This is a genomic window from Pseudomonas batumici (assembly GCF_000820515.1).
In the GTDB taxonomy this organism is placed as follows: Bacteria; Pseudomonadota; Gammaproteobacteria; order Pseudomonadales; family Pseudomonadaceae; genus Aquipseudomonas; species Aquipseudomonas batumici.
On the sequence record NZ_JXDG01000022.1, the window covers coordinates 21,151 to 36,641 of the forward strand.

13 protein-coding genes and 2 pseudogenes are annotated in these 15,491 nt (G+C 58.6%); 3 read left to right on the forward strand and 12 right to left on the reverse strand.

What is annotated here, in order from left to right; translation table 11 throughout:
- Positions 1–165: 165 nt before the first annotated feature.
- The 8 genes and pseudogenes from UCMB321_RS10370 to UCMB321_RS10410 all read right to left on the reverse strand — a co-directional run.
- Positions 166–915 (reverse strand): TIGR03747 family integrating conjugative element membrane protein, encoded by a 750-nt coding sequence (locus tag UCMB321_RS10370; protein ID WP_040066157.1) that lies wholly within the window; start codon positions 913–915, stop codon positions 166–168.
- 270 nt (positions 916–1,185) lie between these two features.
- Positions 1,186–3,384, reverse strand: a complete 2,199-nt coding sequence (traD, locus tag UCMB321_RS10380) for a type IV conjugative transfer system coupling protein TraD (protein ID WP_040066162.1) — start codon at positions 3,382–3,384, stop codon at positions 1,186–1,188.
- Between the two features lie 2 nt (positions 3,385–3,386).
- Positions 3,387–3,947 (reverse strand): integrating conjugative element protein, encoded by a 561-nt coding sequence (locus UCMB321_RS10385; RefSeq protein WP_084614885.1) that lies wholly within the window; start codon positions 3,945–3,947, stop codon positions 3,387–3,389.
- A complete protein-coding gene (locus UCMB321_RS10390; RefSeq protein WP_040066164.1) occupies positions 3,944–4,507 on the reverse strand; it encodes a lysozyme family protein in 564 nt (187 codons plus the stop codon). The genes UCMB321_RS10385 and UCMB321_RS10390 overlap by 4 nt, the downstream gene beginning before the upstream one ends.
- Positions 4,504–5,241 carry a TIGR03759 family integrating conjugative element protein gene (locus UCMB321_RS10395; RefSeq protein ID WP_040066165.1) on the reverse strand — a complete coding sequence of 246 codons (738 nt, stop codon included), beginning with the start codon at positions 5,239–5,241 and terminating at the stop codon, positions 4,504–4,506. The genes UCMB321_RS10390 and UCMB321_RS10395 overlap by 4 nt, the downstream gene beginning before the upstream one ends.
- Before the next feature lie 10 nt (positions 5,242–5,251).
- Positions 5,252–5,926 (reverse strand): hypothetical protein, encoded by a 675-nt coding sequence (locus UCMB321_RS10400; protein ID WP_040066167.1) that lies wholly within the window; start codon positions 5,924–5,926, stop codon positions 5,252–5,254.
- Positions 5,926–6,552: a PFGI-1 class ICE element type IV pilus protein PilL2 gene (pilL2, locus tag UCMB321_RS10405; RefSeq protein ID WP_084614889.1), complete on the reverse strand. Its 627-nt coding sequence runs from the start codon at positions 6,550–6,552 to the stop codon at positions 5,926–5,928. Before pilL2 ends, UCMB321_RS10400 begins: the two co-directional genes overlap by 1 nt.
- 239 nt (positions 6,553–6,791) lie before the next feature.
- Positions 6,792–7,094: pseudogene (locus UCMB321_RS10410) on the reverse strand (DUF7693 family protein); the annotation flags it as partial.
- 280 nt (positions 7,095–7,374) lie between these two features.
- On the opposite strand from UCMB321_RS10410, the gene UCMB321_RS10420 reads away from it, so the two are divergent.
- Complete coding sequence (locus tag UCMB321_RS10420) at positions 7,375–7,953, forward strand: hypothetical protein (protein ID WP_209437154.1); 579 nt, start codon at positions 7,375–7,377, stop codon at positions 7,951–7,953.
- A 510-nt stretch (positions 7,954–8,463) separates the two neighbouring features.
- Here UCMB321_RS10420 and UCMB321_RS10425 read toward each other — a convergent pair.
- From UCMB321_RS10425 to UCMB321_RS10440, 4 genes are all read right to left on the reverse strand, one after another.
- On the reverse strand, positions 8,464–9,747 hold the full coding sequence (locus UCMB321_RS10425; RefSeq protein ID WP_040066174.1) for a hypothetical protein: 1,284 nt from the start codon (positions 9,745–9,747) through the stop codon (positions 8,464–8,466).
- Between the two features lie 29 nt (positions 9,748–9,776).
- Complete coding sequence (locus UCMB321_RS10430; RefSeq protein WP_342430281.1) at positions 9,777–10,256, reverse strand: 3'-5' exonuclease; 480 nt, start codon at positions 10,254–10,256, stop codon at positions 9,777–9,779.
- Positions 10,257–10,366: 110 nt separating this feature from the next.
- Entirely contained in the window at positions 10,367–12,769 is a 2,403-nt protein-coding gene (locus UCMB321_RS10435; RefSeq protein ID WP_052451132.1) for a DUF262 domain-containing protein, read from the reverse strand.
- On the reverse strand, positions 12,766–14,562 hold the full coding sequence (locus tag UCMB321_RS10440) for a DUF262 domain-containing protein (RefSeq protein WP_040066179.1): 1,797 nt from the start codon (positions 14,560–14,562) through the stop codon (positions 12,766–12,768). The genes UCMB321_RS10435 and UCMB321_RS10440 overlap by 4 nt, the downstream gene beginning before the upstream one ends.
- Positions 14,563–14,735: 173 nt before the next feature.
- Here UCMB321_RS10440 and UCMB321_RS30670 point away from each other — a divergent pair, with 173 nt between their 5' ends.
- Both UCMB321_RS30670 and UCMB321_RS31975 read left to right on the forward strand, forming a co-directional pair.
- Entirely contained in the window at positions 14,736–14,882 is a 147-nt protein-coding gene (locus UCMB321_RS30670; RefSeq protein ID WP_209437155.1) for a helix-turn-helix domain-containing protein, read from the forward strand.
- Between the two features lie 314 nt (positions 14,883–15,196).
- Positions 15,197–15,337: pseudogene (locus UCMB321_RS31975) on the forward strand (DUF7740 domain-containing protein); the annotation flags it as partial.
- Positions 15,338–15,491 lie beyond the last annotated feature (154 nt).

Below are 15,491 nucleotides of genomic sequence, written 5' to 3' on the forward strand. Positions count from 1 at the left end.
TAGCCTCTCGCCTTCCTGCAGGTTGCGCGGCCGACTTTTCTGAGCTGCCTATACGGCAGTGGACGTCCCAACTTAACGCATAAGAACCCTTTGGTTTCAGGGGGCTGTATTTCTGAATATGTCCTCGTGATTAACCGGGGATGGGCTGCAGCAAAGCCCCAGCACTCACAAGTATTTCTTGAAGCTCCCGGCCGAGATACTCACCACCACGCCCAAGGCTGCTGTGCAGGGCAGCAACACCAGCAGGGGGCTTACGGTCATCGGTAATGCGGGGTAAATGATCCAGGGCGCGACCCACAGTGGCACGATCATCCGCTTCGCCCGGTGGTAGATGAATCCGGATTCTCTTCCCGCGCCAAAGCGGCGTAAATCCCGACGCACCAAGCCATCGATCAGCCCCGTGAAGACCGCCATCAGGAACAGGGGCAGCGTCAGCACCAAGATCAGGATTCGCGCCAGAAAGGTCAACACCGCATAGACCGCCGCCAACCCGTAGTCTTCCAGGTGCACATAGGTCAGCCCCAGGTAGTACTGCAACCCGGTACTCCGATTGCTGTTTAGTCGGGCCTGTTCGGCGGACTGGGTGATCCAGTGGATCAGACCGGTTTTCTCAAAGCCCCATTCGTACGCCAGGCCGATAATCCAACGGGCAGTTTGCCCAGGCTGCTCGACCAGCAGGCTTTGAACAAAGGCCGCCGACAACCACTCAAGCTCGCTGTTCAGCATGTCCCGCGAGTGGTGCCAGCCTTCCTCCGGCCAGAAAAAATACAAACCGATCCACTCGGTCACCACGCTGAAAAACAGCGACACCAACAAGATGCCGAGGAGGGTGAAGGGCAGCCCAAGAACCTTGCTGATCAGTCCTTTTTCACGATAAGGCTGTTGGTTTTTTGCGGTGTCAGTGCTCGCGGCCACGGTCCCCTCCTGCTCAGTGCACCGAGACGATCACGGGTTCGAAGCAGACCAGCAGTGGACCTGCGACGGAGTCCTCCACCCGAATATGGATCGGGGTGGTCCACCGTGGAGACAGGCCGTGCTGATTCAACTGGTCAAACAGTTCATACGCATCATGGACCCCCGACTGAGTCTCTCTAAGCAATCTCCCCAGGACCTTGGATATGGCCTTAACCGAAGAACTCGGCGCCCGAAGCTGAGCGAAGCGCAGTTCTAAACGGGTGGACCCTCTCATGGCTGAGCCTCCTCTGTATCCGTCGCATCGGCTGCGGCCAGATGGGCGTCCTTGGGGGCAGGGCCATCGTCCAACAGATCCGCGGGCAGCGATTCATCAAGCACCCGCGTCCCGCTGCCCATCCACCACTCGCCACCTCCGTTGATGTAGCGCTTGCGCATGTGCTGGGCCAAGGTTTGCAGGTCCTTGGGCATGCATTCATCGGGATCGGTGGCAGGTAGGGGCATTCGGATTTTCCAGAGGTTGGCGCCTTCGATCAGAGCAAAGGCTTGCCCCTTCGGCAGGCTGACGATGTGGGCTGGTTCTATCAGCGGGACACTGGTGGAGCTGACCCGGTCCTGGGTATTGCTGGTGAAATCGGTGTTGCCGGTCGGGTCCGAACTGTCGGTTGCACCACTAACCAGCGTGGTCGAGTAGACGTCCACCTTGGGCAATTGGCGGGTGAGCAGCTCGGCAGTGGAGGTCTCGCGGACCCTCAGCATGAAGAGGTTGTTGAAGTTGCCCACCACCTGACCGGCCTTTGCCCGGTTGCCGATCTTGGCCTCAATGTCGCTGAGGGTCTGGGTGTAGGCGCTGACCTGGATGCCAGCACCGCCGCCCTTGTTGATTAGCGGAATAAACTCATCGCCCATCAGCTCGTTGACCTCGTCGGCGTGAAGGTTGATGGGGATTTTCTGATCCTGGACAGCGCCGGGCAGACCGTCATCGATGCCGAACTTGTAGATATGGCCCGCCACGGATACCAGGTCCGAAAACATTGAGTTGCCCACGGCCCCGGCTACCTCTGGGTCGGACAAGGCATCAAGCCCAACGTACGCGATGCCCCGCTTACGGATGATCTGCATCCAGTCGAATATCGGCCGGGGATCGTTGAGGTCTGTGTAATTGGGCGAGATCAACTCGGCCATGCGCCCGGTGGTGAGCTTCTCCAGCAGTGGGAGGAGCGAGGCGACGATCTTGTCGAAGTAGGTCTTGTCATAGCGGATCGCTGAGCGCAGTCCATCCATCACCGGGTCCGCCACTCGGGTTTGCGAGAGGTACTGGTCAATGGCGGTTACGCGTTTCTGCCGACCGCGCATGTTGTAAGGGGTGTTCTTTTCGTTGAGGGCACCTTCCAGGGTGACAATCACGTCCCAGGCCCTGGGGTCGTGCTTGGCGAAGTAGTAACCGCTGTACTCGATGAACAGCGCGTCGATGTTGATGACGTGCTGCTGGATCTTCAGGTAGTCCGGACGAATGCCCAGCTCCACCAAGGCCCGCGCAATGATGTTGACGAAGCGCCAGGCAAACTCCCGAAACGCCGCGCTGTTGCCTTCACCCGAAAGCTGGCCGGCGATGCGGCTGGCCACTTCGGAGATGCGCCCAAACCGGCCCACGGCGTTGTAGCGCGCCGAAATATCCGGCCAGCCCAGGTGAAAGACATAAAACTCACCCTCACGCCCGGCGCGTTTGGCTTCGATGTACATGCGCTTGAGCAGGTCAGCGTCGCCTTTGGGATCAATCACGATCACCGGCTCGAATATGGGCAGGCCGTCGACGATCTTCTTGCGGCGGATATCCTGAGTGATGAACAGCTCCGCCAACCGGGTTTTACCCACCCGGGTCGTGCCCAGAATCAGGCTGTGGCCGACGCGCTCTCCGAGGGGCAGGGAGACCTCAACTTCATTGGGTTCAACGCCATGCAGACGAGGGGAACCGCCCACCGGTGGCAGAGGGCGTACTGGATTGAGCAGGCTGTCCCAGGCGGTAACGCGGGGTATCAGGCTCAACGGAAAGGGCACTGACTCCAGGCGCGCTTCCAGTCGGCGAGCGGCCTGAAACGCTGCCGTGGGCTCTACGTAGCGACGAAACTCGGGGCGGTAGGTCTGCATCAGGCGCTGGGTGTGCCGCTGTTCCCACTTGAAGCCGATGCCGACAAAGAGCCTATGGTTGCTCACGGGCACCTGCTTGCTGGTCATCACATAGCGCGGTAAGCGACGGATGTTGCGCCGGTAGCGCAACACCACCAGCGCCTGGCGAAGACGTATCCCGCCAAACCCCAGAAAGAACAACGCCGACACCGCCCCGAAGAGCGGTGTTAACGCCAGCGACCAAGGCGCGAACAGACTCAAGTAAGCCCCAATGCCACACACCGCCACGGTGTAGAGCTCCACGGCAGGCCGCAGCAGGGCCTCGATGGTGTGGGACTGGGTCATGACTACTGCTCGATACCGGTAGCCGTCACCAGTGCGGGGTAGTGCTCAATTCCCAGCCGCTGGGCCAGGTCATCTGCCGACGCCGGTAGCATCTCCAGTCCGGCGCCCAAGGCACGCAGCTCAGCGAGGGCCGCCATCCGCTGCACATTGACTACCCAGCCAACGGCCTTCATCTCGCGCAAGGCATCACCTCGGCGCTGTAGCCACTGCCGTGACAGCTCGTCATCGCCGACCAGGAACACGGGCTGCAAGCCGGCAGCATTGTGCACGCGGCTCTCGAAGGAACCTGGGCTCAATGATGGTGACCTCACTGGCAACATGTCCGCCTCGCTGTAGGCGGTGATGCGTACCGGCGGCAAGGTCATGGCCTTGGCCGGTTGCTCATCCGGCAACAGGTTGAGGGAGCGGTAATAGGCGAGGGTCGAGGTGCCGCCCTGATCGTCAACAACGATCAGTTCGGCGTGGACGGCAGCGCAAGACAGGCCAGTCAGTACGCCCAGTGCCAAAGCAGCCAGCGGTGCGCGGGTGGCAAACGGAGATAGGGGGGAATGTATTGGGCTCATGGGGTCTTCATTCCTTGAAGGTTGGGGGTGGTGACACGGGTCAGGTGCTTGGCAAAGGCCTGGCGGTAGCGTTTGGCGGGAGCGCCGCCGACCGGACGGTGGTATCGGCCCGCGGCAGCGGTCCAGTCGCTGTCCGGGGATTTGTGTTTCAGGAGCAACGCGGTGGCGACGGCCAGATTGCGGTACGGGTCCAGGGCCTCGCAGGGATGTGCAAAGTGCTCACCGTTCCAGCCCAGGTTGATCTGGCCCAAACCGGCATCCACCTGTTTGGCACTGACTGTCTGGAGGGCTTGAAGCAGGGCACTGCACGCCGAGCGCCGATCCGCAAAGCGGTAAGACTGGCCGGCCACGTTCAGGGTCCAGGGCCAGGGAATCAGCCGACCACGGACCTGGGCACCGCTCTCTTGAAGGGCCAGCGCGTACAACACGGGTGAGGGGACCGGCGTGCCTCGGGTGGCCCATTGGTAAGCGGGCGGTGGCAACGCAGTAGCACTGACCTGCAGGGCCAACAGACCACCCCCCACCAGGCCTGCACATGGCCATAAGCGGCGCCGGCTCATTGCCGCTGCCATTGGCCATTGACCTGCCGCATGACGGCAGGAAAGGCCCCGTTGTCGCCCAGACGGGCCCAGTGCCCGGCGTCGTGATTGAGGGTGATGTCGCGGTTGAGAACCTTCTGCGGCTCAATCCCAGCCCGTTTGGCCCAGGCGCGAAGGCGGTCATCTTTTCCTAGGCTGTCGACCAGGTACAGATCGAAACCCTGCGCCGTTTGCTGAAGTTGCCTGACGCGCTCGGGGCAGTTCTTGCAGTTCGTGGTGACAAACACCGCCAACCGCACCGATGAAGTAACAGGGGATGCCTGGGCCGTGCTCTCGGTGCCCATCAGGTTGACCGGCAGTTGCCCGGGGTACAAACGCTGAAAGGCATCGTTGTAGGCATTCTGGTAGGCCAGCAGCTTCTGCACGCGGGCGAACTCCGCCTGCACCTGCTGTTCGGCATAACGCTGCTGTTCCTGTGAATCTCGCGCCTCTATGCCCAACGCCGTCAGCGGATCGAGGTTGGGCGAGTACACACCCAGTGGCCCTTGCATCAAGCGGCGGTAGCGCTGCCACTCTTCTGGTTTGAGGCCCCATTCGGTGGCCAGCACCTGCTCAAGCGCTTGAGTCGGGTGCTCCTGGAGCTGGGTATGCGGCGTGCTTTCAACGGCCAGGGGAATAAGCGCTTCGGCCTGCACCACCGAAGGCAGTAACAGACAGGCGCCGCTCAACAACAGACAAAGAGGGGATACGTTCATGGCGCAGCCCTCACGGGATCGAGACGGTGAACGAACCACCGTCAGGCCGAATCCATCGGGCTTTGCTTGGCTCCAACGCTTCCAAGCGCCAGCCCAAGAACACCCGACCCGGTCGAAGTAGCTCAATGTCCTCCAGTCGCCGTACCCCTGTGAGCGCCACGGCCAAAAACAACTCACCGCCGCGTGACTCCAGACCCACGACGGTGAAGGGGGGGCGTGCGCTGGTTTTGCGAGGACGTACGGCCTTGGGCACGGTCGATGAAGAACCCGGTGCAACAGCAGAGGAGGGGCGCGGCGCAGTGGCCGGAGCAGGAGGGGCTTCTACGGCGGCCTTGAGCGTCAGCAACGCCCCCTCTGTGCTTTCCACCTGGGTGGTCAGCGCAGCGAGTCCCGAGACGACGGTCTCTACGGAGCGGTCCGCCGCCAGCGCCTCAACGCGTTGAAGAAGTGCCTGTTGCGCAATCTGAAAATCGGCCTCTGTTACGCAGCTCTGCGACTGCAAACCCTTGAGTTCGGCATCCACCTTTTTCAGATGCAACTGGATGCTGTCCAGACCTTCGCGAGAGGGCGTCGAGGCCACAACGGTGGAGAGCGTCGAGAGTTTGCCTCCCAGGTAGACCGCGGTGCCCACCAACAGAATCAGCGTGGCACCCTGAATGGCTGAATACAGTGTGGGACGCTTCATCACTCACCTCCCAGCGGCCGCGCCGCAGGTGAGGAAACCGCTCCTGCTGTACTCGCCGCCGCGCCAACCACCACGGTTGCCGGCAGCCGTTCCGAACCCTTGTCTCGCGCCACAAAGCAGATGCTTCGAGCTTTTTCGTCAACCTCCACCCGCCAGGCCGGCCCAGCCAACGCCAGCAGTGCATTACGCACAGTGATAGGCCCCAGCCGGTAGTGGGCAGCGGGCAAAGGATGGGCGTACAGCACCTGCACATCGCCAGTCCCTGCAGCGTCCGCCGGACACAACCGATAGCCTGAGTGGCGCAGAACGTAGCGCATGGCTTCTTGAACCGTCGGGTTCAAGGCCTCCGGTAGATGGATATCGATCACCTGGCTCAGCAGATCCAACTGCTCGGCCCGGGGCAACGTGCTGGCGAGGGTGTAACGGCCCTCTCGCTGTGCAGGCGAACGTTCAGGCTGCAGCCACTGAACCTGGGACCGGTGTGAAGCCTTCGAAACGGAAGGGCCTATGACCTCCGTTTGAGCAGATGAAGTCGTCAACGATGCGCAGCCCGACAGCGCAATCACGGTCAACGGCAAGGCGAGTGTTATAGCGGTGGCCAGCGGCCGAGTAGGGGAAAAAAACATCCATGTGTCCTCACGCAGTGGTGAGAACACAGTTGCAAATCAGAGCCGGCGGCGCCGCAAACAAACAGGATTTGGGTCGAGGGTATTTTTTAGGTGGTCTCTGCTGGAGGGAACAGGAGCCGTATTAGGCGTCATCGCAGTTGACGGTTTCAGAGGTTGGCACCTCGTTTTCCAGCCTGAATGAACCGGCGCTTCAACGAGTAGCATTTCGGATGGCGACGAAGAGTGATGGGGACATATCAAAGATTGGCGAGCGTGAGCTCCAACTGCTGATGCTCCCAAGTGTTCAGTAGATCAACCGGATTGGTTCCGTAACGCTGCCAATCTTCAAGCGTTCCTGTTCTTCCAGCAGGGCACGTCGCGTCCTCGCAGTAGTCGAGGGTATCGCTGTCATTGAAAAGCGTAAGCCTCCAGCCATCTACCTCAACGGGCATAGGTCCGGTATGGATCTTGTTCCAGGACTGCGCGCTCAGTCGACGCAGGGTGCGTACACCCAGAGCCACATCTTTGAGCACCTGGTAAACCTCTCGGGCGGTGAGGGGGGGGCTGTCGTCATGTGCGTCGTTCCGTCGGGTCCGGTGAGGCCCAGTTAAAAGACGGTACGAGTGATCTGCTTCTGCGGCTCGGCATTGCAACCCACGGACTTGGATAAAGGGGCCTCTCAGTATACTGAAGTCTTCATGCCCCAATGTGGCCCGAACAGGATCTCGAGGCTGCGCATCCGAATGACTGACAGGCGGAGCGAATCGAAAAAACGCCTGGCTATAGGCGCTTTTGATATGATGGCGTTGAGCTATCTCATGGCTGAGAATGATGGGGTTTATGGAGGCTAAAGGTTTGTTTGTACGCAATTTGTTAGTTCAGGCTGTCTCTTTGAGCGTGCTCATCGCTTTTCTCGCCGGCTGTTCTTCGCATAAGGGGGCGACTCCAGCAGAACTGGTTGAAAAAACCGTTGTACTCACCGCAGACGAACACAATGCAAAGGTCATTTTCAAAGTGGTCAACACCGGAGCTGTGGTGAATTTTAAGATCGGAAAGCCAGGGGATTTGAACAGAGTCGGTGCTGTGTATAACGATGCTCAAGAGCAGCAGTTGCCCGCCTTTGCCAGGGGGGTGGTTAAAGGGCTCATGCGAGGGCCCTATCTTGCAAGGCCGAGCCGCGAAATGTTAGTGCCAGCGGGTCAACGGACTGAGGTTGAAGGTGTCGCCAATTGGCGTGACGACTTCGGTACGACTTATCGGCTAGGAGAATGTGGCCCGGTGTCTCGAGCCTTCCTCCCTCAGTCCAGTAAGACCTATTTGGTTGAGTTTGATCTGCAGAATTTCTTGTCATGCGACCAGAAAATTTTCGATATCACCCAGGCAGGACAGAAAGACCAGGTTTCACCGGCTAAGCGGTAGCCGTTTGAGTCTTTCCACTGTGCACGGGCATGAGTGCTTGGTGAATGCTTTCAATACATGAGCCGGTGGCAATTGCCGGGCTTGTCTCCAGGGAGCCTACTTGGGAGCTTCCTATATTTATTGCAACGAAGTCGCTGCGGTCGGTGGCACGCTAGCGTCCAGTGATGCTTTGGACCTTGGGGGAGGGCGGCCGCTTCAGGGCTTCGATAGGCTTTGGGACATTGGCGCTTGGAATTAATGAACGGGCGCCCATGTTGCGTTTTTGCTCGGCACAGTGATGCAAACTCTCTGGGCACTCAACAGCGTATGCCAAGTATGCGGTTACAGTGCACGCACGCAGACAGGTGCGTTAGTCGGATCTGCCCAGACTTCTCTGTAATGGTAAGTCTCCGAAACAAAGTCGACGAAAGCGACGGCGGAGACAACTGCCAAGCGCACATGACGAGGCTGCAGTTCCTCACCCCGCCGCGCAGGCCTCACCGTTGATTTGCCGCGGGACAACCGTGCTGCTCAGTACTGAGTTTGAGCGGCGTGCCGCTGATAAAAGAAATTGAATGGCATGTACGGGATAAGCCGGAGTTGCAAGTTCTCAAGCCGGTGCTTATCCTCACCCAGCAAAATTTCGATCTCTCTCTCCACCCGTTCGAAGGACAGCCCCTCACCCCACCCCATGATCGCGTAGACCCGCTCATGCTCCGAGGTCAGCTTGAATTGGAGCTGATACATCTCATTGCTGATAGCGGTGCGCTGGCATTGGCGCTCTGCCTCAGGCAAGGTCTTGTCGACGGAGAAGAAGTCTGCCCAGAAGTATTCCAAGATGTGTTGCGTTCTCCACAACGGGCTGTAGTAGCGGTCGGTGAACTCGTACTGCCCGAGGATCAGGTTGTTCGACAGTACGGCGGAGATGATCTCCATCGAAAAGGCTTCGTTCTGACAGTCCTTAGGCGAAACCGCAGGATGATCGAGCATGCGCCAGAAAGTAGATGCGAAACTGCCAGCCTTCTGATCTGCGTCCATCTCGATTACCCGTCGTAAGTCGTCGTCCAATACCTCGGTGGCGGGCAGCGCCGGATCAGGCGCCTCGAAAATCTCACCGGAATGAGCCAACTCGCCGCGTAAGTACGTCAAGTGGCCGCGAAGAAAATGAGCATACTCGTGAAAAATCACTAGCATCGCAGCCTTAACCGCGATTTCTGTGGCAATCGCGACAAATCTGCCATTGCGAGACAGGGTACAGAGGTAGCCAGTGTCGGCCTGGGGTGGAACGTGAGGTGCCAACCGATCACGCATGACCATATCCATGAAGCCGGGTGTTGCATAGGCGATATGTAGCCTGTGGAGATTTTCCACGAGTACACCGATGTTGATGAAAATCAACGCGGTGTTGTCCCGTTCATCGTGAGCCAGGCGCACCCAGGCGTTGAAGTTCGTATCAGGCACGAAAACCACCGCGCATTGCCAGGGATACAGCGGTTGCTTTTTCTTTCTGGGCTCGTCGCCGATCAGCTTAGCGGTGTAGCGACACAACCGTTGCAGCGCGACATCAAAAATGGCCCGAGCTTCGGGCGTCAACTGCAGTGAGTCGATGTAACTGCGGTCAAAACGGGGGGTGCTGCCGATCCTGCCTTCGATAATAGCGCGGGCTTCTTGTTTGATTCTTAACGGGATATTCCCGATGCAAAAGATCTCTGCTTGTTTGTCGAAGTACTGCTTGAACGGATCGGCCGAGGTTTTTTTCGCACCGGGAACCGGCACATGCGCCGTTAGCGCTTTCAGCAAAGTGGCGAGCTTCACGTTGGCTCCTTAGAGAGTGTTGACCGGGGTCAGACCCCGCCCGAGCTGCGTGGGTCGTCGGCATAGCTGTCTTGCCCGGTATTAAGGAAGGGCGGCCTGTCAGGCCTGCCGTTGGAGAAGGTGGGGAGCGGACTGTTCCCATATCGGGTAGGGCATGCCGGCGCGGCCTTGTCGTCAATCACGATGGCCAGGCTGTATCGGGCACGGGTAATGGCCACATACAGCTTGTTACGCGATTCGTCGGTCTTATCGTTGTCAAACGTTTGCCGATTGCCACTCAGGAATTGCACGTGTTTTTCCGGTGCGATTAGCAAGACGCGGTCAAAACCAAGCCCTTTGCTGGAGCCGTAGGTGTAACAGACGTAGTTGGCTGGCAGGCAGGCGTTACCCATGGCCGCTGACCGGCGCAGCACCTGAGGGATAAGAGAGATTCGTTCCACTGCCAACTCCTTATCATTGGGGTTAGTGTGACTTCGGTCAGTACCCGATTGCTCAGGATGAGCTGTCAATGAACAAGCCTGCCGCCCTCAACCGATGTCCCGCCTCTCGGGGTGAATGGACATCTGGCCATCGCGGATGAATCCGCTCCACCAAGTCACCGACAGAACCCCACAACGTATCAGCCGCCTTGCACCTCCAGGACTTTGATTGCTCGGGCCATGGAAAGCAGCGTGGTGTGAATGCCTTCTCGTGTGACTTCTAGATAGATGGCTTCCTTCTGAACGTCAAACTTGAAGGTCGCAACTAACAGTTTTTCCAGATCAGGTACGGATTTCAACGCTTTTCGAGATACGTAAATCCTGAAATTCCCTAAGAATGAATAGATCAAGAAGTACAGGCTGCTGCCCCGAAATGTGAGAGCCAGATACAGGCTCGGCTCGAACTCCGAGCCGCTGACTGGTTGGTATTCAACTTGCCGCAGCGGCAAGAGCTTTTTCTGCAGTTGCTCCGCTTCAAGCTGGGAGAACAGGTGATAGCTGAACAACTCGGCATGCATCCCGCTCATGCGGCTTTTTTTGAGCAGGTAAATGTGGTCGCCCTCCCAACGCAGCGCATGCTCACCGCAATAGCCGAACACCGCCGGTGTATCCACCATGATCTGGCGCCAGGGCTCCAGGCCCTCGGCATTGGCAATCAGCTCATCCAGTTGGTCTTCAAGCGGAGCGTCAAGATCGATCTGCTCCAACAGCTTTTGCAAAAGCGCACGTGCTTCCTGCACATTTTCCCCAGCACCGCCGCGTAACAGCCGCTTCCAACTGGCTTGCTCCGACGCCGAGTTGACCAGGAACGAGTAGTTGGAGCCGCTGGGCAACAGGTAGTCGCCGAATGACAGCAAGGCACGCTCCCATCGGAAGTCCGCCAGGCTGTTCAGGCCACGCGCACTGAACATTTTTTCCGCCTTGTCCAGGTATCCAGAAAAGCGCTGTTGCAGCGCAAGATGTTCGCCGGGCACCCACTGTGCCAGCCCCGCCTTGCGTCGCTTGGCCACGGCACCACTGAACTCCAGTAGGAACTCGATCTGGCCCTTGAAGTAGCCATGTTTTTCCGCCCGTTCGATTAGCTCGCGCCAGCCACTGTGGGCCAGCAACAACTCGGCTTTGAGCTGCTCTTCGCTGACCTGCTGCAGGAAGAAACCGGTTGTCGGTTTTTCGGTGCTGGCGAAGTAGCCGAGGACATCGCCGGCATGGGGCAACAGGCTCTGGACCGCCAGCAGACTGCGCTGCATATCGGAGGGGCGCTCGTAGCTGGAATTGATCGACAGGTTGTAGATCACCCGCATCCATTCCAGCAGCGCTTGTGGCTCGGACTGCTCGCCCGTCGTACGCAGGAAGGCGACGTAGGCGAACAGCTGCACCAGGTCGGTATAGGCCAGGGCCGCAGGGTCACTGACCAAGCGTTGGAACATGGCAGCTTCGTTGAAGTACGGGTTGTCTGGCAGCAGCGGCGTGAACCGGTTGTCCTGAGCGCTCCAGGTTTCCAGCAGCAACATAAGGGTGACGGAGAAGTCGCGCTCCAGCCATCCACCCTTGTGGTACAGGACATAGGCTGACTTCAACGGCTTGCCTCTGAAGGTGCTGATTTCCTCCAGGTAGCCGGACGATTCCGGGTCGCGGCAAACGAACGCCACGGCATGGAAGAAGTTCATGATCGCATCGTCGTAAAGGTGGGTTTCCTTGTCGCGATACGCCCAGAAGAAATCGGCCCAGCGGGTGTCCATGCTGCGGGCGAAGAAATCGGCGACGGTGAAGGCCTGGCCGCTGATGTCCCGCGTCTCGTCGCCAAACTGGCCCTTAAGCTCGTGCTCGTAGCGGGCCTTGAATGTCTCGAAGGCCGTCAGCGGTTTGCCCCGGGCGTTCATCTTGATGTACAGATCGTCAGACAGCCCGAAATGGTCGAGGTCAAGCAATTGGAAGGTGATCACCGGTTGCTGTTCGTCCATCAACCGTGCATAGGCACCCGTGACGTCGGCGAAGCGCTGGTGAATGGCTTCCAGCATGGTCAGGCAGGACTGAATGGTCGGGTCCAGGCGCCAGTAACGGAAATACCAGGCCTGGTTGGTGATCAGCCCAGTCAATGAAGACTCGTCGGCGGCCTCGCGCGCCGGCCAGAAGTTCACCAGCTCATCGAAGAACTCGGCGCTGCTCGGACGTACGCTGTAGGAAAACCGTGAGCCTGCGCCTTCGCAAAATACCTGGCGGAACTCGGCCTGGCAGCCGTCGCGCCAGGCCAGGTACCAGTGCAGCAGGAACAGGGTGGTCAGTCGCTGTTGGCCGTCGAGTGGCAGAAAGCGGGCCGGGCCATCGATGTCGACGCTACCGTAGATGAAGTCCAGGTTCAGGGGCATGGCGTCGTCATTCGCTGCCAATGCAAATGCCTGCTGCAGGCTACCTAGGAACTCCTCGCGTACGTCCTCTGCGCCTGGGCGGCCCTGGGCGTAGTCGCGCTGGATCATCGGGATCTGAATTCGCTGATGGCGGCTCAGCAGCTGTTTCAGGGTGATCTGACTGCCAGAGTCGCTCATGGGGTAATCTCCTTGGTTGCACTGAAGAAGCCCACCAGGGCTCGGGTGATTTCGACCTGGTAGGCGTCGCGGTCGTCCTTGCTCCAGAACATCACGTTGTCGGCCTGCGGGCTGTAGCATTTGAGGAACACATTGCGGGTGCACAGCGGCACGAAGATCCCCGACTGGTCGAGAGCCAGCAGTGCCTTGCGCTTGACCGCGAACACGGCGTTCTTGTAGCTGCGGTTGGTACCTTTATCCAGCAGGGTCAGGTTGCAGATGCCATGGTCGGTCGGCGCTTCATCGTTTTCCTGGAAGAAGGCCAGCAGTTTTTTGTACAGCGCTTCGAAGGCTTCGTCCGAATGAGCTTTCTTTGATTGCTCGATAAAAGCGTGAATGCTGTTCAACAGCTGCCCGATCTGCACCACCTGGTCATTGAGCTTCTGGGCTTCCAGGTAGCCCGCACACAGGTTCAGCCAGCTCACCTGGTCATGCAGGCGCATGGGGCGACTGGAGGCAATCGAGCGTACATGTTCGATGTCCCACTCACCGTTCTTGAAACTGTCGAACTGGAAGCGCAGGTTGGAGCGCGGGCTGTCCAGCAGTGTGGCCAGGTTGAACAGCAACAGCAGTGAGCGAATACTCGGCGAATGGCGGCCGTATTCCAACTCTTCAAGACGCTCGCTGATGCACAGGTGCAGCGCTTCGGGTTTCAGGGAGTCGAGCTCTTCGTTGCCGATGGTACGGGCAAACACCGCTTTGCGCAGCTTGCGCTCGAATGCACTCTTGGTGGTCTGCAGCGACAGCTCGCAGATGTGCGCGACATCCATGCCCTGATGAATCAAGAACCCAACGATGTGGAAAAGCGTGCGGTCTTCAAACCACTCCTCCAGCATCATGAAGGTCTGCTTGATGCGCAGCCATTCCTTCGAGGTAGCGCCGGAAACCTTGAGTTTCCTACTGTAGGCATGGAAGATGCCGTGCTCGTCTTGGTCCGCCCCATTGCCCAGGCCGTCGGCCTTGGCCACCAGTTCAAACAGCAGGCCAATGCGGTTCTGAGGTCGGCTCTGCTGGTTGCTGAGGAAGTACCAGAACTCGTCCGCCTGTAGGGCCTTCTCAAGCTGGTCCCATTCGTGGGCGATCTTCAATTGCCGGGCGGCGGTTTCTGATTCGCTGGCATCACCTCGCTTGAGGAACAGGGCACGGATCAGTTCGTCATCAGTCAGGGCAATCTTGCCCACGTTCAGGCGGGTGAAAGCGTCTACGGCATTGTCCTGAGCCGCCAGTTCGAACCAGATGACCCGGGTCTTGTTCAGCAGTGCTGACTTGATCTCATCCACTTCGTGGGCACGGTTGCTGAACCAGCTCTCAATGGTGTTGATGGCATTGAACAGGTAGAAGTAATCGACATTGCTGTCGGCACCGACCTCACTGGGCTCATCAAGAAACGCCAACAGCTGCGGGCGGGTTTCGTAGTCGAGGGTGAACAACTTCTGCCGGTACTTTTCCGCCAGCCGCTCATTGAAGTGCCGAAGAATCAACAGCAGCGTTGTTAGCCGCTGCTGGCCATCGACCACTTCGAATGGGCCTTGCTCGGTGGCCTTGATCACCAGTGGTTGCAGACAGTAGAACTCTTCCGGCTGAGGGTTTCGGCGCTGACTGAATTCGCGGATGTCTTCCAGTAACTGGGTAACCTGCAGGGGCTTCCAGCGGTAGCCGCGCTGGTAGGCGGGAATCCAGAATTGTGTCGGGTTGCCATGCTCATCGGTGAGCAGCTCATGTATCGATTTGAGGCATAAATCGGAATGGTTCATGCGAATCCTTTCGGGGCGGCACGGCGCAGTGCAGTAGAGCGACAAAGGCGGTTGGCCATCATTATGCCCACTCGGTGACGGCTATGCAGCAGAAGGTATCGATATTCATAGAGTTGCACTGCGTTGGCAGGCGGAATCATGGGCGTACTGCCATGCTCCCTGGGCCTCCTCTGATGCCCCCTGACCTCGATGCCATGCAGGCTTTTGTCCTGGTAGCCGACCTGAACAGCTTCACCCGCGACGCCGAACTGCTCGACAGTACGAAGTCCGCCAACAGCCGACTTCCGGCCTGCAATCCTTCGATCTCAGCCACCAAGTAAATCACTCCAGCCCAGGCTAGAAGTAGTTAGCGTCCCTCCCGAAACGTCGAATCCTTCTTCGGCTGACAGATTGTGCAGGTATGCCAGCATAACTAACGGATACTCACCTAGATGCGGCTAAAAACTCGAGTATCTGCCATGGATTAGATTCTGTAGAGAAGGTTGCCTTGGTCGGAGCGGGCGGTCTAATCACAGTGCTCTTACGCCAACCATTTGCCCAATCGCTGACCCCCGGTCTGGCACAATCACCGGCATGACTTCCCCGACCAATCTTGACCAGATGACTCCGGAACACCTAGTACTGCTCCTGGCCTACGGATGAAGCGGTGAGGGCATCGGCCAAGAGCTGCGTGAAGAAGTTGCCACGCTCCAAGCGCGACCTGATCTACAACGTGATCAACAGCCGCAGCCCGATGGAGCTGATTGCTTTTCTGGCTGAAAACCTCGACGACTGAACAGCGAGATGCTTGATTCGTTTTCCTGATTCAGTGGACGACATTGCCGTGACCTAAGCGGCCGAAACGCAGGGAAGCCTCCCCTGTGGGAGGATTCCCTGCAAAGGGTAAGTGGGACCCACTTAGCAAGAAGCAGTAGTCAGCGAATCGACGA

Coding starts and splice junctions, on each gene's coding strand:
- UCMB321_RS30670 (WP_209437155.1), top strand. CDS start 14,736: ATGCCCCCTGACCTCGATGCCATGCAGGCTTTTGTCCTGGTAGCCGAC.
- UCMB321_RS10435 (WP_052451132.1), bottom strand. CDS start 12,769: ATGAGCGACTCTGGCAGTCAGATCACCCTGAAACAGCTGCTGAGCCGC.
- UCMB321_RS10390 (WP_040066164.1), bottom strand. CDS start 4,507: ATGAGCCGGCGCCGCTTATGGCCATGTGCAGGCCTGGTGGGGGGTGGT.
- UCMB321_RS10420 (WP_209437154.1), top strand. CDS start 7,375: ATGGAGGCTAAAGGTTTGTTTGTACGCAATTTGTTAGTTCAGGCTGTC.
- traD (WP_040066162.1), bottom strand. CDS start 3,384: ATGACCCAGTCCCACACCATCGAGGCCCTGCTGCGGCCTGCCGTGGAG.
- UCMB321_RS10400 (WP_040066167.1), bottom strand. CDS start 5,926: ATGAAGCGTCCCACACTGTATTCAGCCATTCAGGGTGCCACGCTGATT.
- UCMB321_RS10440 (WP_040066179.1), bottom strand. CDS start 14,562: ATGAACCATTCCGATTTATGCCTCAAATCGATACATGAGCTGCTCACC.
- pilL2 (WP_084614889.1), bottom strand. CDS start 6,552: ATGTTTTTTTCCCCTACTCGGCCGCTGGCCACCGCTATAACACTCGCC.
- UCMB321_RS10395 (WP_040066165.1), bottom strand. CDS start 5,241: ATGAACGTATCCCCTCTTTGTCTGTTGTTGAGCGGCGCCTGTCTGTTA.
- UCMB321_RS10385 (WP_084614885.1), bottom strand. CDS start 3,947: ATGAGCCCAATACATTCCCCCCTATCTCCGTTTGCCACCCGCGCACCG.